Origin of the sequence: Mumia sp. zg.B17 (genome assembly GCF_019550915.1) — a bacterium.
Classification (GTDB): domain Bacteria; phylum Actinomycetota; class Actinomycetes; order Propionibacteriales; family Nocardioidaceae; genus Mumia.
The window spans coordinates 107,290-129,010 of record NZ_JAHWCI010000005.1 but is presented as its reverse complement, the minus strand read 5'-3'; the positions used below and the strand labels follow the sequence as shown (position 1 = coordinate 129,010).

Here is a 21,721-nt window from a genome sequence, read left to right as displayed (position 1 = left end):
CGGCGTCGTTCACGATCAGCAGATGATGTTGCGGGTACGGAGGTCGGCGAGGGTGTCGGCGTCGACACCCAGGTCGCTCAGCAGCGTGTCGGTGTCGGCGCCGTGGTCGCGACCGGTGAAGCGGATGCGACCGGGGGTCTCCGACATCCGCCACATCACGTTGTGCTGGAGGACGGGTCCGAGGTCCTCGTCCTCGACCTCGAGCAGCATCTCGGTCTCGCGGACGTGGGGGTCGTGCGCGAGGTCGCGCGCGGAGTAGACCGGGGCGACGGCGGCACCGGCGTCGGTGAAAGCGCCGACGACCTCGTCACGCGTGCGGGCGAGGATCCAGTCCCCGACGTAGCCGTCGAGCAGGTCGGCGTGGAGGGCGCGGCTGTGGCCCGCTGCGAACCACGGCTCGTCGATCACCTCGGGGTGACCGACCAGACGCATCACCCGCTCGGCGATGGCCTGGGCACTGGTGGAGATGGCGACCCAGTGGCCGTCGGCGGTGCGGTAGGTGTTGCGTGGCGCGTTGTTGTGCGAGCGGTTGCCGTTGCGAGCCCCGACCTTGCCGAGCTGCTGGAAGACGGTGGGGCCTGGGCCGACGGCGGTCATGATCGGCTCGAGGAGGCTCAGGTCGACGACCTGCCCGTGGCCGCCGTTGCGTTCCCGGGCGAGCAGTGCCATCACCACGGCCGACGAGGCCGCGATCCCGCAGATGGAGTCGGCGAGGCCGAACGCGGGAAGGGTGGGCGGTCCGTCGGGCTGGCCCGTGAGGTGGGCGAACCCGCTCATCGCCTCCGCGAGCGTGCCGAACCCGGCGCGAGCGGCGTACGGGCCGCGCTGGCCGAACCCGGTGATCCGGGCGACGACCAGTCCGGGGTTCGCCTCGAGCAGGCGCTCGGGGGAGAGGCCCCAGCGTTCGAGGGTGCCGGGCCGGAAGTTCTCGACGACCACGTCGGCGGTCGCGGCCAGCCGCGCGAAGAGCTCAGCGCCCTCGGGAGCCGACAGGCTGAGGCCCACCGTCTGCTTGTTGCGGGCGATCTCCTTCCACCACAGTGGTGTGCCGTCCTTGCTCTCGCCGTGGCCGCGCATGCTGTCGCCGGCGGTGGGGTGCTCGATCTTGACCACCTCGGCGCCGAAGTCGCCGAGTATCTGGCAGCACAGGGGCCCCGCGAGGATCGTCGACGCGTCGAGGACGCGGACGCCGGTCAGCGGTCCATCGCTCATCGAGCCGTTGGGGTCTACTTGTTCCATTGTGCGAAACGCCATTCCAGAATCGTAAGCGCGTGCCCGTCATGGGTCAACGTGCCGGTAGCCGTGCGATAGCGTGCTGTGAAACATCGTTCCACTAGGCGGAGTCTCCTGTGATCGCTCGCTCGTACCTGTACGTCCCCGGCAACGCACCCGACAAGCTCGCGAAGGTGCTGGACCGGGGGGCCGACGCCGTGATCGTCGATCTCGAGGACGCGGTGCCGTGGGGGGCGAAGGACTCCGCCCGCGCCACCGTCGCCGAGTGGCTCACGTCGTTGCGCGGCGACTCCTCGGGCGTCGAGGTGTGGGTCCGGATCAACCCGGGGCCCCTCGGGATCGAGGACGTCGAGGCCGTCGTCGCCCCGGGACTCACCGGCGTCATGGTCGCGAAGACCGAGACCTGCGCCGAGCTCGAGATGGTCGACGGAGCGCTGACCCGGGCGGAGAGCGCGGCGGGACTCGAGCCGGGCTCCATCGGAGTGGTCCCGCTGCTCGAGTCGGCAGCCGCCCTCCTCGACGCTCGGGCGATCGCGGCGTCCCCCCGCGTCGTCCGCCTCCAGGTCGGCGAGGCCGACCTGGGTGCTGACCTCGGGCTGGGCGAGGACGCCGACGAGGCCGACTGGGCGCCGATCCGCAGCCAGGTCGTCGTGGTCAGCGCGGCCGCCGGCATCAATGCCCCGGTGGCCCCGGTCTCGACCGACTTCCGCGACCTGGACCGCTTCGCCGCGACGACGCGTGCTCTCGCCCGCCGCGGGTACGTCGGCCGCGCCTGCATCCATCCGGCGCAGGTCGCCGTCGCCAACGAGGTCTTCACTCCCACCGCGGCGACGCTCGACCGGGCCAGGACGCTGGTCGCCGTCTTCGACGAGGCGGTGGCGCAGGGGCGTGGCGTCGTGATCGGACCGGACGGCCGGATGGTGGACGAGGCGGTCGTCCGCCGCGCGCGAGCCGTCATCGCGCTCGCGCGCTGACGGAGGGCCTGTCGCTCCCGCCGCGACCCGGCCCGCGCGCGCAGGGGAGACATGCTCGACGACCATGTCTTCTCCTCCTGGCACGCGGGCTCGGGTGCGCTCTCAGTACGCGGTCGAGCCAGGTTTGATCACGCCGAGCACGGCGGCGAGGAGCACGAATCCCCAGATCGCGAAGACGTACGGCTCGCACCCGCGCAGCGACGCACGAAGGTCACGCTCGACCTCGGGGGTCGACCCGGTCGCCATGAGACGGCCGAAGGCAGGCCCGAACGACCGCAGCTTCCAGCGGATGAGGACACCCGCCAGGATGCAGAGCGCGTAGGCGGCGAGCTTCGCACCCAGCCACTTGGGGTTGGTGTCGACCCCGAACGGCTCGCTGGCGACGATCGTGTAGCCGCCGATCGCGAGCAAGGTCGCGCCCAGGCCGTACCGGACGACCAGGTCCAGCTTCTGGATCACCTGGCCGAAGCGGGTCGCGGTGTCACGGAAGTAGTCGTACACCGCGATCGCCAGCCAGACGAGCGACGCGACCCACAAGAGTGCGAGAAGGACCCCGTTGACGAAGAACTCGTCACCGAGCGGCCCCCACGCCATCAAGGTCACACCGCTGGGCAGGAACAGCACGAGACAGATCCGCGGTGCCAGGTCCACCCCGTGCATGATCTTGAGCGCTGTGGCACGTGACTGCGGGGCGAGGTCCTCGCGCAGGATGTAGCGGCTGGAGTAGAAGACGCCGAGGTCTCCACCCAGCCAGTAGGCGAACAGCACGATGTGGAGGAGGATCGCCGCGCTGTAGCCGTTGAACCCGTGCACCGCTTCGACGGCGGCCAGCGGATCGGTCACATCCCGTCTCCGTCCCAGCGACCGCGCGACCGGCTGCGGACCGGCATGCTCGACAGGATGGGCGCGGGGATCGGGTCGCCCGGCTTCCAGACGCGGCCCGCGCCCCAGTTGTGCGCCTGCGCGTCCGTGCGCTCGTCGGCGTGCTCGGTCGCCCTGCCTGCCCAGCCCCAGTCGAGGTTGATGACCTCGCGGGGGGCCTCGGCGGAGTCGTGGTCGTGCTCGTGCGAGTGCGCGTCGTCGTGGTCGTGGTCGTGGTCGTGGTCGTGCGAGTGCGTGTGGTCGTGTCCGCCGTGGCCGCCCTGCAGGTTGTAGGCGTCCAGCGCCTTCGCGATCGCGATGGCGGACTTGTCCGCGCCCGAGCCGTGGTGCGCGACGGGAGCGTCGTACTGACCCTGGTCCTTCTGGAACTGCCACGACGCGGTCAGCTGACGCATGTCCTCGTCGGTGCGCCACGGCTCCGCCATGTCGTGCGTCGAGTGCGCCCAGCGGGCGGCGGGGTGCGGCTTCTCGTCGAGGCCTTCGGGACCGTAGTTGACTCCTTCGCCGCCCCAGCGCACCCACTCGTTCTGCGTGTACCAGTTGGCGAGCTCGCCGTCGGAGCGCAGCAGCCAGGTGGCGCCGCCCTCCATGGTGGTGAAGTGGCCGTGCTTGACGCGCGCGGGGCGGAAGAAGTAGGTCCCGAGGTCGAGGGTGCCGAAGTTGTACTCCATGTGGCCCTGGGTCGTGTACGCCTCCTCGTAGCAGGGGTGGTGGGCGAGACGGTGGTCCGCCCAGCCCTCCTGCGCGTGCACCAGCCGGGTGTAGAAGCCGGTGACGGGGTCGACATGGAGGTACTTGATGAAGAGGCCCGGCATCGGCCCGGGGTTGGGGACGGCGTCCCACGTCATCGCCTCGGAGTCGACCACGATGACGTCCTCGCGGGCGTCGTCCCAGCGAGGGGCGGCGGGGGGGTCGACCGGGTCGAAGCCGGCGTCGCCGTACTCCCGGTAGTGCAGCATCCTCGTGCCCTCGGCGAAGCGGATGGACTCGACCGGGACGCCGCGCGGCGCATAGACGTACCCGCCCTTGCCGATCACCTGGTCGCCGTAGGTCATCTGGCCCTCGAGCACGTAGTACTCGGTGTTCGCGTGGTGGATCCCCGGACCGCGTCCCCAGTCGGTGTGGAAGTCGACGCGCAGCGAGCAGGAGCCGTCCTCCTCGTCGACGGAGAGACGGCGTTCGCTCGCCCGACCCTCGCCGCCGGGCAGCTCGGCGGCGTGCCAGACGTAGTCGTCCTCTTGGATCAGCTCGACGTGGGGTCGCACGGGTGCCTCCTGGGTGAAGTGGATTTCAGAATATACGATATCTGCCGGCCGGAGCGCTGGATAGAGGGATCGGTGAGACCGCGCGATCCCCTCGATCGGCAGAGCGCCGCGAGCCGTGCCACGCTCGCGGGCAGGAGGTGCACCATGAGCCAGCTGACCCCGCCCCCTCTCGTGGTGGTGATGGGAATCTCCGGCGTCGGGAAGTCGGAGATCGGACACAAGCTCGCTGAGCGTCTGGACGTCCCGTACGAGGACGGCGACGCGTTCCACTCGGAGTCGAACGTCGCCAAGATGTCCGCCGGGACACCGCTCACCGACGAGGACCGGTGGCCGTGGCTGCAGGCGATCGGGGTGTGGCTCCACGAGCACGACAGCCGCGGGGCGGTGGTGAGCTGCTCGGCGCTGCGACGGGCCTACCGCGACGTCATCGTCGACTCGGCGCCGCGTGCGACCTTCCTCCACCTCGCCGGTGACCATGCGCTGATCAGGGAGCGGATGGAGCGCCGTGACCACTTCATGCCGGTCTCCTTGCTGCAGTCGCAGGAGGACACGCTCGAGCCGCTGCAGCCCGACGAGAACGGGGAGGTGCTCGACATCGCGCCGCCGCCGGCCGAGATCGTCGACACGTTCCTCGGCCGCGTCGAGGCGGTGCAGGCGCAGGAGCGACGGCTGTGACCGGCCCCGGGGGACTCTTCGGTCTCGTCGGTGCCCAGGAGGCGGTGACCCCCGCCGCCGGCACCGCCCAGCTCGTCACCGCGGCGCTGATCGGTATCGGGCTGATCGTCGTCCTGATCGTGTGGCTGAAGGTGCACCCGTTCCTCGCGCTCACGCTCGGATCGCTGACGGTCGGTGCCGTCGCGACCATGCCGTTGGCCGACACGCTGGAGAGCTTCACCGCGGGTGTCGGCTCGACCGTCGCCGGTGTCGGCGTGCTGATCGCCCTGGGCGCGATGTTCGGCAAGCTCCTCGCGGACTCCGGTGGTGCCGACCAGATCGTCGACACGATCGTCGGCCGTGCGAGCCCGCGGATGCTGCCGTGGGCGATGGCCACGATCGGCGCCATCATCGGCCTGCCGATGTTCTTCGAGATCGGCCTCGTCCTGCTGATGCCGGTGATCTACCTCGTCGCCAGGCGCACCGGCCTCTCCCTGATCACCGTCGGCCTCCCGACCCTCGCCGGTCTCTCGGCGATGCACGGCTTCGTGCCACCGCACCCCGGTCCGCTCGCCGCGATCGACGTGCTGAGCGCGGAGGTCGGCCTCACGCTCGGCCTCGGGATCCTCGTCGCGATCCCGACGATCGTGGTCGCCGGCCCGCTGTTCACCAGGCTCGCCGAGCGCTGGGTGGGCGAGGTGCACGCCGAGGGCGCCCAGTTCGAGGCGTCCCGCGACACCGAGGGCGCCCGCCGGCCGTCGTTCGCGGTCACGCTCGCCACGGTGCTCCTCCCGGTGGTGCTGATGATGGCCAAGGCGGTCGCCGACCTGCTCCTCGACGAGGACGGGCTGCCGTACGCCTTCATGGACTTCGTCGGCGAGCCGCTCGTCGCGCTGCTCGTCGCCGTGCTGGTGGCGATCTTCACGCTCGGCGTCGGCTCGGGCATGGACCGTGATGGCATCAGCGCGAGCATCGGGGCGTCACTGCCCCCGATCGCCGGGATCATCCTGATCGTCGGTGCGGGCGGCGGCTTCAAGCAGGTGCTGATCGACACCGGGATCGCGGAGGTCATCGCCGACTTCGTCACCGACTCCGGCATCTCCGTGCTGCTGGTGGCGTGGCTGGTCGCGGTCCTGATCCGCCTCGCGACGGGATCCGCGACCGTCGCGACGATCACCGCCGCAGGGATCATGGTCCCGCTGACCGAGGGCATGGCGCAGGGGGACGTGTCGCTGCTGGTGCTGGCGATCGGGGCAGGCTCGGTGTTCTTCTCCCACGTCAACGACGCCGGCTTCTGGCTGATCAAGGAGTACTTCGGCATGTCGGTCGGACAGACGATCAAGTCGTGGTCGTTGATGGAGACGGTTCTGTCCGTCTCCGGCCTCGTCGTCGTCCTGCTCCTCAACGTGGTCGTCTGAGCCGCAGTACGCCGGGAGCGAAACCCGCGTATTTCGGTGTGGGTCGCAACCACGTCGGCGGTACCGTCAAGCCGTGCTCTGGACCCTCGCACGGACGTACCTGCGTCCGTACCGCGGCGCGATCGCGCTCGTGCTCCTCTTCCAGCTGGTCTCCACGCTGGCCAACCTCTATCTGCCGGGCCTCAACGCCGACATCATCGACAAGGGCATCGTCAACGGCGACACCGGCTACATCCTCCGCCTCGGCGGCATCATGCTGCTCGTCACCTGCGTCCAGGTGGTGTGCTCGATCGTCGCCGTCTACTTCGGCGCCCGTACGGCGATGGCCTTCGGTCGCGACCTGCGTGAGTCGGTCTTCCGCAAGGTCGAGTCGTTCGCCGCGCAGGAGGTCTCCCGGTTCGGAGCTCCGACCCTGATCACGCGCAGCACCAACGACGTGCAGCAGATCCAGATGGTCACCTTCATGGTGTTCGTGATGCTGGTCGCCGCGCCCATCATGTGCGTCGGCGGCATCGTGATGGCCCTGCGTCAAGACCTCGGGCTCTCCTGGCTGATCGCGGTCGTGATCCCGCTCCTGGTCGTCGCCGTCGGCATCATCATCGTCAAGATGCGTCCGTACTTCCAGCAGATGCAGGGCAAGATCGACGTCATCAACCGGATCCTGCGCGAGCAGATCATGGGGATCCAGGTCATCCGCGCCTTCGTGAAGGGCGGCTACGAGCGGGAGCGCTTCGCCGTCGCCAACGCCGAGTACCGCGACGTCGCGATCAGGGCCGGTCAGTGGATGGCCCTGATGTTCCCCACCGTCATGCTGGTGATGAACGCCTCCAGCGTGGCCGTGCTGTGGTTCGGCGGGCACCGCGTGGCCGACGGCACGCTCGAGGTCGGGACGCTCACCGCGTACCTCACCTACCTGGTCCAGATCCTGATGGCCGTCATGATGGCGACCTTCATGTTCGTCATGCTGCCGAGAGCCGAGGTCTCGGCCGACCGCGTCCAGGAGGTCCTCAGCACCGATCCCACCGTCGTCAGCGCCCCCGACGCCGACGCGTCGCCCGTCGTCACCGGGCAGGTCGAGCTCGCCGGGGTCGGCTTCAGCTACCCCGAGGCGGAGGAGCCGGTGCTCTGCGACGTCGACCTGGTCGCGCGCCCCGGGGAGACGACGGCGATCATCGGGTCCACCGGCAGCGGCAAGTCGACGCTGCTGAACCTGATCCCGCGGCTCTTCGACGTGACCGACGGGCGGGTGCTGCTCGACGGAGTCGACGTCCGTGACCGCGTCCTCCCGCGGGTCTGGGAGGCGATGGGACTGGTGCCGCAGCGCGCGTTCCTCTTCTCGGGCACCGTGGCGACCAACCTCCGCATGGGCAGCCCCGAGGCCACCGACGAGCAGCTGTGGGAGGCGTTGGAGATCGCGCAGGCCGACGACTTCGTCCGCGCGATGCCCGAGGGGCTGAACGCGCCCATCGCGCAGGGTGGGACCAACGTGTCCGGCGGCCAGCGGCAGCGCCTCGCGATCGCGCGAGCCGTGGTGAGCCGCCCGCTCGTCTATCTCTTCGACGACTCCTTCTCCGCGCTCGACTTCGCCACCGACGCCGCGCTGAGGCGCGCCTTGCGGACGGTCACCGCCGACGCGGCCGTGATCGTGGTCGCGCAGCGAGTCAGCACGATCCGCGACGCCGACCGCATCGTCGTCCTCGACCAGGGCCGGGTCGTGGGGACGGGCACGCACGCCGACCTGATGGACACCTGCGAGACCTATCGCGAGATCGTTCTCTCCCAGCTGACAGCGCAGGAGGCGGCATGAGCGCCCGTGGCCCCGGCCCCATGCTGGGCGCGCGAGCGCCGGAGCGTGCCAAGTCGTTCGGGTCATCGGCCCGTCGTCTGCTCGCGACGCTCGTCCGCGACCGTGTGAGCTCGGGCGCGATCGCCGTCCTCGCCGTCATCGGGGTGGCCCTCAGCGTGATCGGGCCGCGCATCCTCGGGCTCGCCACCGACATCGTGTTCGACGGCTACATCGCCAGCGGTCTCCCGGAGGGCGCCTCCAAAGAGCAGGTCGTCGAGGACCTGAGGGCGAAGGGTGACGACCGCGTCGCCGACATGGTCCAGACCATGGACCTCCAGCCGGGCCAGGGCATCGACTTCGACGCGCTCGGATGGATCCTCGTCGGCCTCCTGGGCATCTATGTGCTGTCCTCGATCTTCATGTACGTCCAGGGCGTGATGACGACCCGGCTCGTGCAGCGGACGGTCGCCGGTATGCGTGGCGAGGTCGAGGACAAGATCGGCCGGCTGCCCCTGTCCTACTTCGACTCGCGTCCGCGAGGGGAGATCCTCTCGCGGGTCACCAACGACCTGGACAACATCGCCCAGTCCCTCCAGCAGACGATCAGCCAGCTGCTCGTCTCGCTCCTCACCGTCGTGGGAGTGCTGGTGATGATGCTGACGATCTCACCGGTGCTGACGCTGGTGGCCGTCGTGACGATCCCGATCGCCGTCGTCGTCGCGGGCGGCGTCGCGAAGCGCTCCCAGCCGCAGTTCGTCGCGCAGTGGGCTGCCACCGGGCGGCTCAACGGTCACGTGGAGGAGAACTTCACCGGCCACGAGGTCGTCAAGGTCTTCGGCCGCCAGGAGCAGGCGCGACTGGAGTTCGACGCCGCCAACGAGCGGGTGTACGACGCCGGCTTCCGCGCGCAGTTCGTCTCCGGCCTCATCCAGCCGGTGATGATGTTCGTGTCCAACGTCAACTACGTCGCGATCGCCGTGATGGGTGCGGTGAAGGTCGGGACGGGGGCGATCACCGTCGGCGACGTCCAGGCGTTCATCCAGTACTCGCGCCAGTTCACCCAGCCGCTCACGCAGGTCGCGTCGATGATCAACCTGCTCCAGTCCGGGGTCGCCTCGGCGGAGCGGGTGTTCGAGCTCCTCGACGAGACCGAGGAGGTCCCCGACGCACCGGAGGCGCTGGCGCCGCAGGCCGTGAGCGGACGGGTCGCCTTCGAGGACGTGTCGTTCTCGTACGACCCCGCGTCTCCCTTGATCGAGCACCTCGACCTGGTCGCCGAGCCGGGTCAGACCGTCGCCATCGTCGGCCCGACCGGTGCCGGCAAGACGACCCTGACCAATCTCGCCCTGCGGTTCTACGACGTCGACGGTGGTCGCATCACGCTGGACGGGATGGACATCCGGGCGATGGACCGCGACGTGCTCCGTGCAAACTTCGGCGTCGTGCTGCAGGACGCGTGGGTCTTCCACGGGACGATCCGCGACAACATCGCCTACGGCGCGGAGGGGGCGACCGAGGACCAGATCGTCGCGGCGGCACAGGCGGCTTACGTCGACCACTTCGTGCGCACGCTGCCCGACGGCTACGACACCGTGATCGACGACGACGGGGGGAACCTCAGCGCGGGCCAGCGGCAGCTGCTCACGATCGCACGCGCGTTCCTCGCCGACCCGTCGATCCTGGTGCTCGACGAGGCGACCAGCTCCGTCGACACCCGGACCGAGGCGTTGGTGCAGCAGGCGATGGAGCAGCTCCGCTCGGGGCGGACCAGCTTCGTGATCGCGCACCGCCTCTCCACCATCCGCGACGCGAGCCGCATCGTGGTGATGGAGCAGGGCCGGATCGTGGAGCAGGGCACGCACGACGAGCTCGTCGCCACGGGCGGCGCCTACGCGCGGCTCTACCAGGCGCAGTTCGCCGGCGCGGAGATCTGACCCCGAGGCGTCGGCGGCGGAGTCAGCCGGCCGACGACACGTCCTCCGGCACGTGGGCGCCCTGTCCCTGGGCGACGAGGCGGGCGCGCAGCCGCTCCGCGGCCTCGTCGAGGGAGGCGGCGGGCGGGTCGGGGTCCACGGCGGCGAAGCTGAAGTCGTCGAGGTCCCACACCGGCCAGACGTGGACGTGGAGGTGGGGGATCTCGAAGCCGGCGATCATCGTGCCGACCCGTGGACTGTCCCACTCCGCCTGCTGGGCAGCGCCGATCCGCTTCGCCACGGAGGTCAGCCGTGCGAGCAGCACGTCCTCGGCGTCGATCCAGTGGTCGACCTCCGTGCGCGGGACCACGAGGGTGTGGCCCTGGCGGATCGGCCCGATGCTGAGGAAGGCGACCACCTCGTCGTCGGCCCACACGAAGCGTCCCGGGATCTCTCCGGCGATGATCTTGGTGAAGAGCGTGCTCATACGGAGCAGTGTGCCGTACGCGCACCGAGCACGGATCGTCTCGACGGTGCCGCGAGTTGGAGCCGTGGGACGCGGTCTGGCACAATGGACGGCGATTCCGTCTCGCGTCTGGACCCTCTCATTCGGACGCGTTCGGATCCACGATCAGGCGGCCCCGTTCCCCACACGGTGGCGGCTGGATCACCACACCACGTTCATTGAGGAGACACCACACCCGTGGCCGTCAAGATTCGTCTTAAGCGGATGGGCAAGATCCGCACGCCGTTCTACCGAGTCGTCGTCGCCGACGCGCGCACCAAGCGCGACGGACGCGTCATCGAGGAGATCGGCACCTACAACCCCAAGGCCGATCCCTCGATCATCACGATCGACTCCGACCGTGCCCAGTACTGGCTCGGCGTCGGCGCTCAGCCGAGCGAGGCCGTGACCGCGCTGCTCAAGCTCACCGGTGACCTCCAGCGGTCCAAGGGCGAGACCGCCGAGTCGACGGTCAAGCTCGCCGAGCCGAAGCGTGACAAGGCCGAGGTCTTCAACGAGGCGCTCAAGGCCGTCCACGGCGAGCCCGGCACCGAGGCCGTGACCAAGAAGGCCGCGGCCAAGAAGGCGCCGGCCAAGAAGGCTGCCAAGGGCGACGAGAAGGCCGCCAAGGGCGACGAGAAGGCCGCCAAGGCCGACGAGTCTGCCAAGAAGGCCGAGGAGCCGGCGGCTGCCGAGTCCACCGAGACCTCCGAGTCCTCGGAGGCCTGATCACCGTGATGGTGGGCGAAGTGATCGAGCACCTGGTCGGCGGCATCGTCGACCACCCGGACGAGGTCGACGTCACCCCGAAGCAGCTTCGCCGCGGCACGCTCTTCGAGGTGCGAGTCCACCCCGAGGACCTCGGCAAGGTCATCGGGCGCCAGGGCCGCACGGCCACGGCGATCCGGACCGTCGCCGGCGCTCTCGCCGGCAGCGGCGGTGCGCGCATCGACTTCGTCGACGTCGACCGGCGTCGCTGATCCGGTGGAGATCGTCGTCGGCCGGATCGGCCGGGCGCACGGCATCCGCGGTGAGGTCAGCATCGACCTGACGACCGACGAGCCCGAGAGGCGTTTCGCCCCGGGCTCGTCGGTCGTGCTGCGTCCGCGGTCCGGTGGTGCCGACCAGAGCATGTCCATCCGGAGCACTCGTCCGCACCAGGGCAGGCTCCTGGTGATGTTCGACGCCGTGCCCGACCGCACGGCCGCTGAGGCGCTCCGGGGGGCGCAGATCATCGCCGACGTGGACGAGACGGAGCGTCCGGACGACCCCGAGGAGTTCTACGACCACCAGCTCGAGGGCCTGCGCGTCCTGTCGGGCGGGGTCGAGCGCGGAACGGTCAACCAGGTGCTGCACCTGCCCGGCCAGGACATGCTCGCCGTGGAGCGCCTCGACGGCACCGAGGTGCTCGTCCCGTTCGTCGCCGCCCTGGTCCCCGAGGTCGACCTCGAGGCAGGGGTCGTCCAGGTGACCGAGGTGGCGGGTCTGCTCGACCCTGAGCAGGCCGAGGACGCCGGCCCGCAATGATGCGCATCGACGTCGTCACGATCTTCCCCGACTACCTCGCGCCGCTGTCGCTGTCGCTGCCGGGCAAGGCGCAGCAGCGTGGCCTGCTCGACCTTCACGTGCACGACCTTCGTGAGCACGCGCACGACCGGCACCGCTCGACCGACGACACGCCGTACGGCGGTGGCGCAGGGATGGTGATGCGACCCGAGCCGTGGGGCGAGGCGCTCGACGGACTCCTGGCCGCCGGATCCGCGGAGGAGGGGCCCGCCAGCACACCCCGCCTTCTCGTCCCGACCCCCTCGGGACGGCCGTTCAAGCAGGCCGACGCCGAACGCCTCGCGCGCGAGCCCTGGCTCGCGTTCGCCTGCGGACGATACGAGGGCATCGACCAGCGGGTGATCGACTGGGCTGCCGACCGGATGCCCGTCGAGGAGATCTCGCTGGGCGACTTCGTCGTCAACGGCGGCGAGGTCGCGGCACTCGCGGTCATCGAGGCCGTCATCCGCCTGCTCCCGGGATTCATGGGCAACCCGGAGTCGCTGGCGGAGGAGTCCCACGGGTCCGACGGTCTGCTCGAGTACCCCGTCTACACCAAGCCCGCGGTGTGGCGCGACCACGAGGTCCCGTCGATCCTGTTGTCCGGCGACCACGCCCGCATCGCCGCGTGGCGGCGCGCGCAGGCAGAGGCGCGCACCACGCTCCGGCGGCCCGACCTGCTCGCCGGCGACGACGGCTGATCCTCAGCCGATGCTGGAGACCTCGCCGCCGCGGGGTGTGCGCTCGCGGATCACCGCGACCGTGCCGGCGCCGGGGAACAGTCCGCGCCGCTGGGCAGCTGTCACGGCGGCCACCCGGTCGCTCACGCCGAGCTTGCGGTAGACGTTCTCGAGGTGCTTGTGCACCGTCCGGACCGAGATCCCCAGGCTTCGTCCGATCGACTCGGCGGTGCGGCTCTCCGCCAGCATCGCCAAGATGGTGCGTTCGCGCGGGGTGAGGCCGGCGTCGTCGCTGGTGGGCTCGGCCACCTCGGGCGCGGCGACCCGGAGCCGAAGGTGCTGGTCGAGCCCGCGGACGAGGGCGTGCAGCGCGCGGGCACGCGGGAGTGACCATCGCGGGAAGGGGTCGTCGCGGACGAGGACGTATGCCTCGATGCCGACTCCCACCTCGTTGCGGAGCGGCAGCACGAGCTGGTGCAGGCCGATGCCGACCGAGTCGAGCAGGTTGACGAGCACGGTGGGGAGGGTCCGCGTGCTCTCGCCTGGCTGCAGGAGAACCTCCGGCTCGAGCGAGCCGGTGCGTACGTAGTGCAGGACGAGAGGGTGTGTGCGCGTCAGCGTCACCAGCCCGTACGGCCAGCGCTCGGTGTCGAAGGCGATGTCTCCGGGGAAGCCGTGGAGCGTCAGTGTGCCGGTCGGCGCGTCGAGCTCGACCCGTGCTCCGGCACTGGCGCCGAACTCGTGGAGGAGGTGGTCGGTGAGCCGCTGCCGCGCAGCGCAGAGGTCGTCGCCGGTCAGGACGTCCGCGGCGACTCCGATCCACTGTGCGGCGTCGGGCATCGCTCCCCGTCCTTCCTCGACTGGGCCTGTGCGGCGAGCCTAGCGAACGGCGATGAGAACGTCGCCCCGTGGTCGAGGACTGAACGTCGCCACCGTGGCGCCGATGTGACACCAGGCTCCGGCGTGTCTCGCCAGAGGCCCGTGCGTACGTACCACTGCGTATTCCGCCGGTCCCCTTCGGAGACCTACGCTCGCAACAGAGCCCAGGACCGCAGTTCGCCGGCGTCGGCGGGGGTGATGCCGAGAGGACGGCGGTCCTGGGCGCTGCCGTCAGCCGATTAACGGACGCTGACGGCGGTGTGGCAGACTGGGAGGTCGGTGCTGGGCTCTGCTGCCACAGGGGTCTCGAGCCGCGAGGACCGTCGCACGCGACGTGTCGCAGCACCGTTCTGAAGCATTCACACCACGCATTCCGTGGGTGACCTGTGGCACCGACGAGGAAGAGTTGAGATGACCAACGTAGTCGATGCTGTCGCGAGCGAGTCGCTCCGTGACGATGTCCCCGCATTCCGTGCCGGGGACACCCTCAAGGTCCACGTCAAGGTGATCGAGGGCAACCGCTCACGCGTGCAGGTGTTCCAGGGAGTGGCGATCCGCGTGCAGGGCTCGGGCGTCGGACGTACGTTCACCGTCCGCAAGGTGAGCTTCGGTGTCGGCGTCGAGCGCACCTTCCCCCTCCACACCCCGATCATCGACCGGATCGAGATCGTGAGCCGCGGCGACGTGCGCCGCGCCAAGCTGTACTACCTGCGCAACCTGCGGGGCAAGGCGGCCAAGATCAAGGAGAAGCGCGAGGCCTGAGCAGTCTCGGGGGGGACTGTGGACCATGCGTGACGAGCCGGTCGTCGGCCGTGCCGACGACGAAGTACGAGGGACGCACCGGGCACTCCGCTCGGCGGGGGGTCCGGCGCGTCGCTGGCTCGGCGCGGCGCGATGGGGCGATCGACGGATCCCACTCTGGATGGAGATCGTCGCGCTGCTCCTCGCCGCGCTCCTGCTGTCGTTGATCGTGAAGTCGCTCTTCCTCCAGACGTTCTACGTCCCGTCGGAGTCGATGGAGCCGACGCTGACCGGGAACGCGGGCGGCGTCCAGGACCGGATCGTCGTCCAGAAGGTGTCGTACTGGGGGCGTGAGGCCCGCCGCGGCGAGGTCGTCGTCTTCGAGGATCCCGGCGGCTGGCTGAGTGCGGGAGAGGTCCACGGATCCTCGAACGCAGCCCAGAAGCTTCTCTCCTCGGCCGGCCTGTTCCCGTCGGGCGGCCACCTCGTCAAGCGCGTGATCGGCGTCGGTGGCGACACCGTCAAGTGCTGTGACACGGCCGGACGGATCGAGGTCAACGGCGTCGCGATCGAGGAGCCGTACGTCAAGGACGTGACGGCGACCGGCCGTACGCCCTTCAGCGTGACCGTGCCCGCGGAGCACCTCTGGGTGATGGGCGACAACCGCGGCAACTCCGCAGACTCGCGCGCCCACGTCGACGAGGCGGGCGGCGGATTCGTGCCTGACGGCAACGTCGTCGGCAAGGTCGCCTTCGTGGTCTGGCCCTGGAAGGACCGGTCCGTCCTCCACGATCCTGAGTCCTTCGCCTCGCTCGACTGAGGCGCCCCGGCACCTCCGTCACGCGAGGGCGCCCGGCTACGCTGTCGGTGTGACATCCCACGATCAGGCCGCGAAGGCCGCCGAACGCCCTGCCCGGCAGAAGCGCAAGCCGCTCCCGCTGTGGCAGGAGACGATCTTGCTGGTCGTCGTGGCGCTGGTGCTGGCCCTGGTCGTCAAGACCTTCCTCGTCCAAGCGTTCTGGATCCCCTCGGGGTCGATGGAGGACACCCTCCAGATCGACGACCGCATCCTCGTCCAGAAGGTCAGCTATTGGACGGGCGAGCCCGAGCGTGGTGACGTGGTCGTGTTCGACGACCCCGGTGACTGGCTCGGTCCCCAGGTCGAGGAGGACCTCGGGCCGGTGCAGAAGGCGCTGTCGATCTTCGGGCTCTATCCGTCGGGCGGCCAGCTCGTGAAGCGCGTCATCGGCGTGGGCGGCGACACGGTCGTCTGCTGCGACGCCCAGGGACGGCTCCAGGTCAACGGCACCTCGATCGATGAGCCTTACGTCAAGAACCCCAAGGCCACCGCGAGCCAGCGCTTCAGGGTGAAGGTGCCCGAGGGGCGGCTGTGGCTGATGGGTGACAACCGCGACAACTCCCAGGACTCGCGTGCCCACATGGGCGGTCCCGGTGGCGGGTTCGTCAAGACCGACGCCGTGGTGGGCAAGTCGTGGGGGATCGTGTGGCCGTTGAGTCGTGCCGGCTCCGGCGGCTCGGACAACGAGCCGTTCAAGAACGTCCCCGACGCCGGCTGAGCCGATGGCCCCAGGGCGACGCGTGAGCTCGGCGGCACCGCCGTCGCTGCGGATCGAGCGACGTATGCTGCGCGGCGGGTTGACCTCTCTGGCGTGCAGCGACGAGGTCGGCCGAGGCGCGCTGTGCGGCCCGGTGACCGTGGCGATGGTCGTCGTGACCGAGTCGACGAAGACCGCTCCTCAGGGCGTGCGCGACAGCAAGCTCCTCACTGCCGAGGCGCGTCGCCGCCTCGTGCCACGGATCAAGCGGTGGGCACCGTCGCACGGCGTCGGCCATGCGACCCCGAACGAGATCGACGAGTTCGGGATCATCGCTGCGCTCCGACTGGCGGGTCATCGTGCCCTCGCCCAGCTCGACGTCGCACCGGACTCCGTGCTGCTGGACGGCAACCACGACTACCTCACGCCGCCCGAGCAGACCAGCCTCTATGGGCCGCCGCAGGTGGTCGAGCGGGTGCCTCCGGTGGTGACGATGATCAAGGCCGACATGCGCTGCGCGGCGGTCGCCGCCGCGAGCGTCCTCGCCAAGACGGCTCGGGACGCGATCATGGTGGCCCTCGCCGAGGAGCATCCCGAGTACGGATGGGCGGACAACAAGGGGTACGCCGCCCCGGAGCACATCGCGGCGCTCGCCTCGTTGGGCCCGACGCCGCACCACCGCGTCTCCTGGCGGTTGCCGGGCTTGATCACGGACGGTGCCGGCCCGGCGGCAGCGCTGGGTGAGGCGCTCCCGCCCGGCATGACGGACGAGTGGGGCCTCGAGGTCGAGGAAGCCGCTGGGGAGGAGAGCGATGCCGTCGCGTCGCAGACAGACGACCTCTGGTGGTCGTCGGTCGCTCCCGAGGGCCTGATCGGTCCCGAGGAGCGGTCGGCAGAGCGCCACGCGTGAACGGACCGCGCGCGGCGGACGCCGTACGCGGTAGTTTCGCAGGGACGGTCCCGACCGAGGGAGGACGATGAGCGCGGAGGATCTCGAGCGGTACGAGGCGGAGATGGAGCTCGCGCTCTACCGCGAGTACCGCGACGTCGTCGGCATCTTCACCTACGTGGTCGAGACGGACCGCCGCTTCTACCTGTGCAACGCCGTGGACGTGAAGGTGCGTTCGGAGACGGGTGACGCCTACTTCGAGGTGACGATGACCGACGCGTGGGTGTGGGACATCTATCGCCCCGCCCGGTTCGCGAAGAACGTCAAGGTCCTCACGTTCAAGGACGTCAACGTCGAGGAGCTGGCGACCTCGGACTTCGAGCCACCGAAGGGCTAGGCGTGGCGGCCGTCTGTCCACAGACGGTGCTCGTCCCCAGGCGCGGATGACGCGCGTCCCGGTCGTGCCGGAAGGCGCCACCTTGTCCGTGGAGGTGGCGACATGGCATCGAGCTATGAGCAGCGGCGCGCGGTCGGGGTGCACGGCGAGAACGTCGCGGCCGACTATCTGCGTGCCCAAGGCATGCGGGTCATCGACCGCAACTGGCGGTGCCGGTGGGGTGAGATCGACATCGTCGCCCAGGACGACGACGCGCTCGTCTTCTGTGAGGTCAAGACCCGCCGGAGCGCCGCGTACGGGACCCCGCTGGAGGCCGTGACCCCCCAGAAGGCAGCACGCCTCCGGCGTCTCGCGGGCGTCTACCTGTCCGAGCACCAGCCCGGTGCCGGACTCGTGCGCATCGACGTCGTCGCGGTCGTCGTCCCCGCGCGTGGAGCGGCCGAGGTCACGCACGTGGTGGGGGCGGCGTGACGGGCCTGGGCCGGACCATGTCGGTGTCGCTGGAGGGGATGCGGGGCCGGGTTATCGACATCGAGGTCGACGTGAGCCCCGGGCTGCCCCGGACGACGCTGGTCGGGTTGCCGGACGCCTCGCTCGCGGAGTCCCGTGATCGTTGCCGTGCCGCCATCGCCAACAGCCGGTTCGCGTGGCCCGACACCAAGGTCACCATCAACCTGTCACCTGCCTGGCTCCCCAAGGCGGGCTCCCACTTCGACCTCGGCATCGCGCTCGCCGTCCTCGCCAGCCAAGGGCACGTGCCCCAGGAGAGGCTCGCGAGCGCGGCCGTGCTCGGTGAGCTCGGACTGGACGGGCGGCTGCGTGCCGTTGCGGGCGTCCTGCCGGCGACCGCCGCGGCGGTGGCAGCAGGCTGCGGGCTCGTCATCGTTCCGGAGTCCAACGCTGCCGAGGCCTCCGTCGTCGCGGGCGCGCGGGTGCTCGGCGTGCGGTCGCTGCGTCAGACCGCCGCGCTGCTCCGCGGCGAGGATCCCCCGGACGACCCTCCGGTCGACGCCCTGGTGCCCGGTGAAGCGGCGCGCCCGGACCGGTTCGAGGGGCTCGACCTCGCCGACGTCGCGGGGCAGGACGACGCGCGTGCTGCCCTCGTCGTGGCGGCGGCGGGTGCCCACCACCTGCTCCTCTCGGGTCCGCCAGGGGTCGGCAAGACCATGCTCGCGCAGCGACTCCCGTCCCTGTTGCCGGACCTCGACGACGAGCAGGCGATGGAGACGAGCGCCGTCTACTCGGTCGGGGGGATGCTCTCTCCCGACGCGCCGCTGCTGCGTCGACCTCCGTTCGTCGACCCCCACCACACGGCGTCGGCGGCGGCGCTGGTCGGGGGAGGGAGCCGCACCGTGAGGCCTGGTGCGATGTCGCTGGCGCACCACGGGGTGCTGTTCCTCGACGAGGCCCCGGAGTTTCGTCGCGACGTGATCGACGGCCTGCGTCAACCGCTCGAGAGCGGGCGCGTGACCGTGTCCCGTGCGGTCCAGACCGCGGAGTTCCCGGCACGGTTCCTGCTGGTCCTCGCTGCCAACCCGTGTCCGTGCGGTCGGCGGACCGGTGAGCTGTGCGAGTGCAGCGCGGTGGTCAAACGACGCTACGGCGAGCGTCTGTCCGCACCGGTCCGCGACCGTATCGACCTCCAGCGCGAGGTCGGTCCTGTCTCGGCCCACCACTACGGACCGGGTGCGGAGCAGCCCGAGTCGTCGAAGGTCGTCGCGCAACGGGTCGTCGAGGCGCGAGACCGTCAGCGTCGACGGCTCGAGGACACGCCGTGGCGGACCAACGCCGACGTGCCCGGCGCTGCGCTACGTCGTGACCTCCCGACCCCGACACGTCTCGTGGTGGCTGTCGGTCGGCTGGTCCGGGCGGGGACGGTCAACGCCCGGACGGCCGACCGCCTTCTCCGGGTCGCGTGGACGGTGGCCGACCTGCGACAACGGCCGGCACCCGACGACGACGACCTGGAGACGGCGACGGCGCTGCGGCGCGGCACCACACCCGAGGGCTCCCTGTGGGAGCGGGTGACCGCGTGACTGCGACAGAGCAGGACGGCGTGTCGCCCCGTGGTCGGCGAGACGAGCGGCGCGCCCGCCTCGGGCTGAGCCTGGTGGCCGAGCCCGGTGATCCGAGGCTGGCCGCCGGCCTGCTCGAGCGCACGCCGACGGAGCTGCTGGCCGCAGTGACGTCCGCAGACGCGGGGACACCGGAAGCCTGGCGTGCTCGTGCCGTCGCACTCGACACGCGGCTCGAGGCAACAGTCACCGTCGCGCGCGGTGCCGGGCTGCGCTGGGTCTGCCCCGGGGATGCAGGCTGGCCGGAGCGGTTGGACGACCTCGATCAGGTCGGTGCCGTGTCGGGGGTCGTGGGGCGCCCGCTCGGCCTCTGGGTCCGCGGCCGGGGCCGTCTCGACGACCTGACCGCTCGGTCGGCTGCCGTCGTGGGAGCGCGCGACGCGACGACCTACGGCCGTGACGTGGCGGGGGACCTGGCGGCCGACCTCGTGGACGCCGGGACAGCGGTGGTGAGCGGGGCGGCGTTCGGCATCGACGCAGCGGCGCACCGTGGTGCCCTGGCCCTCGGCGGGCCAACGGTCGCGGTCCTGGCCTGCGGCCTCGACATCGACTACCCCCGTGCCCACGCGAGCCTCCTGCGCGCGATCTCCGAGTCCGGGCTGCTGGTGAGCGAGCATCCTCCCGGCGCGACTCCCACCCGGTCGCGGTTCCTCACGCGCAACCGGATCATCGCAGGTCTCACCCAAGGCACCGTCGTCGTCGAGGCGGCGCGACGCAGCGGAGCGCTCAACACGCTGAGCTGGGCCAACGAGCTCGGTCGGCTCACCATGGCCGTGCCCGGCCCGGTGGCGCACCAGTCGTCGGTCGGCGTGCACCAGGCGATCCGCGAGGGTCGTGCCGTGCTCGTCACCAACGGCGCGGAGGTTCTCGAGGACCTCGACGTGCTCGGGCGTCGTGACGCCACCCCACCGTCGGCGCCAGCGACCGTCTGGGACGGTCTCGACCCGACGTCACGGGCCGTGATCGAGGCCCTGCCTGCGCAGGGACCCCGGACCACCGACGAGATCGCCTGGCATGCCGGTGCGTCCCCGGAGGCGGTCGCCGCAGCACTCGACCATCTGGAGCGAAGCGGATTCGTCCGGCCGTCGGGTCGGGGATGGCACCTTGCGCGGCGCGCCGACCTCGCGCGCGCCGGCGATGGCGCGGGCGAGAGGGCCGGAGACCCTGCCGCCGGGGACCAGGACCGGTGACGGCGTGCCCGCTTGGAGGTCACGCGACCCACCGTCACACTCGGGGTCATGGCCACGACCGACCGCAGTCCTGCCTGGACCGACGCCCTCGAGGCCTACACGCGGCATCTGCGCTCCGAGCGTGGGCTGAGCGAGCACACGGTGCGCGCGTACGCCGGCGACCTCGACCTGCTGGCCGCCCATGCGGAGGGGCTCGGCGTCCGCGATCCGGCGTTGCTCGAGCTGAGGTCGCTGCGGAGCTTCCTTGCCGCACAGCAGGTCCGCGGCCGAGCCCGGAGCACGCTGGCGCGTCGGGCGGCAGCCGTCCGTCGCTTCACGGCGTGGCTGGTGCGTACCGGTCGCGCCGACCAGGACGCCGGCGCGTTGCTGGTCAACCCCAAGCGGCACCGCGAGCTGCCCGGCGTCCTCCGCCAGGACGAGGTGCGCGCCCTCCTCGACTCGGCCGCCGCGGTCGCCACCGGAGGTCCGGGCGGCGCCGACGAGGCGGAGGCGGGCGCTCCACGACCTGCGCACCCGTCGGACTCCGACCCCGTCGCGGTGCGCGACGTGGCGGTCCTCGAGCTCCTCTACGCGACCGGCATCCGGGTCGGCGAGCTGTGCGGGCTCGACATCGACGACGTCGACCGTTCGCGCGACGTGGTGCGGGTCATCGGCAAGGGCGACAAGGAACGCAGCGTGCCGTTCGGTCGCCCGGCCGGTCGCGCCGTCGACCGGTGGTTGACGGTCCGGCCGGAGCTGGTGGTCGCCGGGAGCGGGCCTGCGCTCTTCCTCGGCCGACGGGGTGGGCGCGTCGACCCCCGGACGATCCGCCGGATGGTCCACTCCCGCCTCGCCGACGTCGACGACGCCCCCGACCTCGGCCCGCACGGACTCCGCCACACCGCCGCCACGCACCTTCTGGAGGGCGGCGCCGACCTGCGCAGCGTCCAAGAGCTCCTCGGCCACGCGTCGCTCGCGACCACCCAGCTCTACACCCACGTGAGCTCCGAGCGGCTGCGCAGCGCCTACGCCCAGGCACACCCGCGGGCCTGACCAGCAGTGCGAGAGACTCTTCCCGCGTCGGGCGGGGCAGCCGCGACGAAGTAGGCTGCCTGTGGAGCGCCTTCCTACCGGCGGACCATCAGCACCTGGTGCGTCCC

The 21,721-nt window shown here is 70.8% G+C and carries 23 protein-coding genes; 18 read left to right on the top strand and 5 right to left on the bottom strand.

Features of this window, described 5'->3' with window-relative positions; translation table 11 throughout:
• Positions 1 to 15 precede the first annotated feature (15 nt).
• Entirely contained in the window at positions 16 to 1,254 is a 1,239-nt protein-coding gene (locus KV097_RS06260) for a CaiB/BaiF CoA-transferase family protein (protein WP_255559260.1), read from the bottom strand.
• A gap of 95 nt (positions 1,255 to 1,349) precedes the next feature.
• Between KV097_RS06260 and KV097_RS06255 the strand changes: the two genes are divergently transcribed.
• The gene (locus KV097_RS06255; protein WP_220365388.1) at positions 1,350 to 2,207 is read left to right on the top strand and encodes a CoA ester lyase; all 858 of its coding nucleotides are present in this window, start codon (positions 1,350 to 1,352) and stop codon (positions 2,205 to 2,207) included.
• Positions 2,208 to 2,309: 102 nt separating this feature from the next.
• On the opposite strand, the gene KV097_RS06250 is transcribed toward KV097_RS06255, so the two are convergent.
• Together KV097_RS06250 and KV097_RS06245 are read right to left on the bottom strand one after the other, a co-directional pair.
• Positions 2,310 to 3,050: a hypothetical protein gene (locus tag KV097_RS06250; protein WP_220341279.1), complete on the bottom strand. Its 741-nt coding sequence runs from the start codon at positions 3,048 to 3,050 to the stop codon at positions 2,310 to 2,312.
• Complete coding sequence (locus KV097_RS06245; RefSeq protein WP_220365387.1) at positions 3,047 to 4,354, bottom strand: DUF4437 domain-containing protein; 1,308 nt, start codon at positions 4,352 to 4,354, stop codon at positions 3,047 to 3,049. The genes KV097_RS06250 and KV097_RS06245 overlap by 4 nt, the downstream gene beginning before the upstream one ends.
• A gap of 144 nt (positions 4,355 to 4,498) precedes the next feature.
• On the opposite strand from KV097_RS06245, the gene KV097_RS06240 reads away from it, so the two are divergent.
• From KV097_RS06240 to KV097_RS06225, 4 genes are all read left to right on the top strand, one after another.
• A complete protein-coding gene (locus KV097_RS06240) occupies positions 4,499 to 5,029 on the top strand; it encodes a gluconokinase (protein ID WP_220341281.1) in 531 nt (176 codons plus the stop codon).
• On the top strand, positions 5,026 to 6,426 hold the full coding sequence (locus tag KV097_RS06235) for a gluconate:H+ symporter (protein ID WP_374106981.1): 1,401 nt from the start codon (positions 5,026 to 5,028) through the stop codon (positions 6,424 to 6,426). Before KV097_RS06240 ends, KV097_RS06235 begins: the two co-directional genes overlap by 4 nt.
• A 73-nt stretch (positions 6,427 to 6,499) precedes the next feature.
• The gene (locus KV097_RS06230) at positions 6,500 to 8,233 is read left to right on the top strand and encodes an ABC transporter ATP-binding protein (RefSeq protein WP_220346924.1); all 1,734 of its coding nucleotides are present in this window, start codon (positions 6,500 to 6,502) and stop codon (positions 8,231 to 8,233) included.
• The gene (locus tag KV097_RS06225) at positions 8,230 to 10,146 is read left to right on the top strand and encodes an ABC transporter ATP-binding protein (protein WP_220365386.1); all 1,917 of its coding nucleotides are present in this window, start codon (positions 8,230 to 8,232) and stop codon (positions 10,144 to 10,146) included. Before KV097_RS06230 ends, KV097_RS06225 begins: the two co-directional genes overlap by 4 nt.
• A 22-nt stretch (positions 10,147 to 10,168) precedes the next feature.
• Here the strand turns inward: KV097_RS06225 and KV097_RS06220 are convergent, their stop codons facing one another.
• Complete coding sequence (locus tag KV097_RS06220) at positions 10,169 to 10,612, bottom strand: HIT family protein (RefSeq protein WP_220365385.1); 444 nt, start codon at positions 10,610 to 10,612, stop codon at positions 10,169 to 10,171.
• 216 nt (positions 10,613 to 10,828) lie between these two features.
• Here KV097_RS06220 and rpsP point away from each other — a divergent pair, with 216 nt between their 5' ends.
• From rpsP to trmD, 4 genes are read left to right on the top strand one after another with little or no spacing between them, the layout of a single operon-like run.
• Positions 10,829 to 11,359, top strand: a complete 531-nt coding sequence (rpsP, locus tag KV097_RS06215; protein WP_220341285.1) for a 30S ribosomal protein S16 — start codon at positions 10,829 to 10,831, stop codon at positions 11,357 to 11,359.
• Positions 11,360 to 11,367: 8 nt separating this feature from the next.
• On the top strand, positions 11,368 to 11,610 hold the full coding sequence (locus KV097_RS06210) for an RNA-binding protein (protein WP_220342460.1): 243 nt from the start codon (positions 11,368 to 11,370) through the stop codon (positions 11,608 to 11,610).
• A gap of 4 nt (positions 11,611 to 11,614) precedes the next feature.
• A complete protein-coding gene (gene rimM / locus KV097_RS06205) occupies positions 11,615 to 12,157 on the top strand; it encodes a ribosome maturation factor RimM (protein WP_220341286.1) in 543 nt (180 codons plus the stop codon).
• A complete protein-coding gene (gene trmD / locus KV097_RS06200; protein ID WP_220342461.1) occupies positions 12,157 to 12,876 on the top strand; it encodes a tRNA (guanosine(37)-N1)-methyltransferase TrmD in 720 nt (239 codons plus the stop codon). Before rimM ends, trmD begins: the two co-directional genes overlap by 1 nt.
• Before the next feature lie 3 nt (positions 12,877 to 12,879).
• On the opposite strand, the gene KV097_RS06195 is transcribed toward trmD, so the two are convergent.
• A complete protein-coding gene (locus KV097_RS06195) occupies positions 12,880 to 13,695 on the bottom strand; it encodes a LuxR C-terminal-related transcriptional regulator (RefSeq protein ID WP_220341287.1) in 816 nt (271 codons plus the stop codon).
• Between the two features lie 450 nt (positions 13,696 to 14,145).
• On the opposite strand from KV097_RS06195, the gene rplS reads away from it, so the two are divergent.
• From rplS to KV097_RS06150, 9 genes are all read left to right on the top strand, one after another.
• Positions 14,146 to 14,496 (top strand): 50S ribosomal protein L19, encoded by a 351-nt coding sequence (rplS, locus tag KV097_RS06190; RefSeq protein ID WP_220341288.1) that lies wholly within the window; start codon positions 14,146 to 14,148, stop codon positions 14,494 to 14,496.
• A 25-nt stretch (positions 14,497 to 14,521) separates the two neighbouring features.
• Positions 14,522 to 15,295, top strand: a complete 774-nt coding sequence (gene lepB / locus KV097_RS06185; RefSeq protein WP_255559259.1) for a signal peptidase I — start codon at positions 14,522 to 14,524, stop codon at positions 15,293 to 15,295.
• A gap of 49 nt (positions 15,296 to 15,344) precedes the next feature.
• Positions 15,345 to 16,052 carry a signal peptidase I gene (lepB, locus tag KV097_RS06180; protein WP_220346927.1) on the top strand — a complete coding sequence of 236 codons (708 nt, stop codon included), beginning with the start codon at positions 15,345 to 15,347 and terminating at the stop codon, positions 16,050 to 16,052.
• A 22-nt stretch (positions 16,053 to 16,074) separates the two neighbouring features.
• Positions 16,075 to 16,941 carry a ribonuclease HII gene (locus KV097_RS06175; protein ID WP_308289359.1) on the top strand — a complete coding sequence of 289 codons (867 nt, stop codon included), beginning with the start codon at positions 16,075 to 16,077 and terminating at the stop codon, positions 16,939 to 16,941.
• Between the two features lie 67 nt (positions 16,942 to 17,008).
• On the top strand, positions 17,009 to 17,317 hold the full coding sequence (locus KV097_RS06170; RefSeq protein WP_220341290.1) for a DUF2469 domain-containing protein: 309 nt from the start codon (positions 17,009 to 17,011) through the stop codon (positions 17,315 to 17,317).
• Positions 17,318 to 17,419: 102 nt separating this feature from the next.
• Positions 17,420 to 17,788 (top strand): YraN family protein, encoded by a 369-nt coding sequence (locus KV097_RS06165; protein WP_220341291.1) that lies wholly within the window; start codon positions 17,420 to 17,422, stop codon positions 17,786 to 17,788.
• Positions 17,785 to 19,353, top strand: coding sequence for a YifB family Mg chelatase-like AAA ATPase (locus tag KV097_RS06160; protein ID WP_301021654.1), 1,569 nt, complete (start codon positions 17,785 to 17,787; stop codon positions 19,351 to 19,353). The genes KV097_RS06165 and KV097_RS06160 overlap by 4 nt, the downstream gene beginning before the upstream one ends.
• On the top strand, positions 19,350 to 20,582 hold the full coding sequence (dprA, locus tag KV097_RS06155; protein WP_220341292.1) for a DNA-processing protein DprA: 1,233 nt from the start codon (positions 19,350 to 19,352) through the stop codon (positions 20,580 to 20,582). Before KV097_RS06160 ends, dprA begins: the two co-directional genes overlap by 4 nt.
• Before the next feature lie 48 nt (positions 20,583 to 20,630).
• Positions 20,631 to 21,614 (top strand): tyrosine recombinase XerC, encoded by a 984-nt coding sequence (locus tag KV097_RS06150; protein WP_220365384.1) that lies wholly within the window; start codon positions 20,631 to 20,633, stop codon positions 21,612 to 21,614.
• The last annotated feature ends 107 nt before the right edge of the window (positions 21,615 to 21,721 follow it).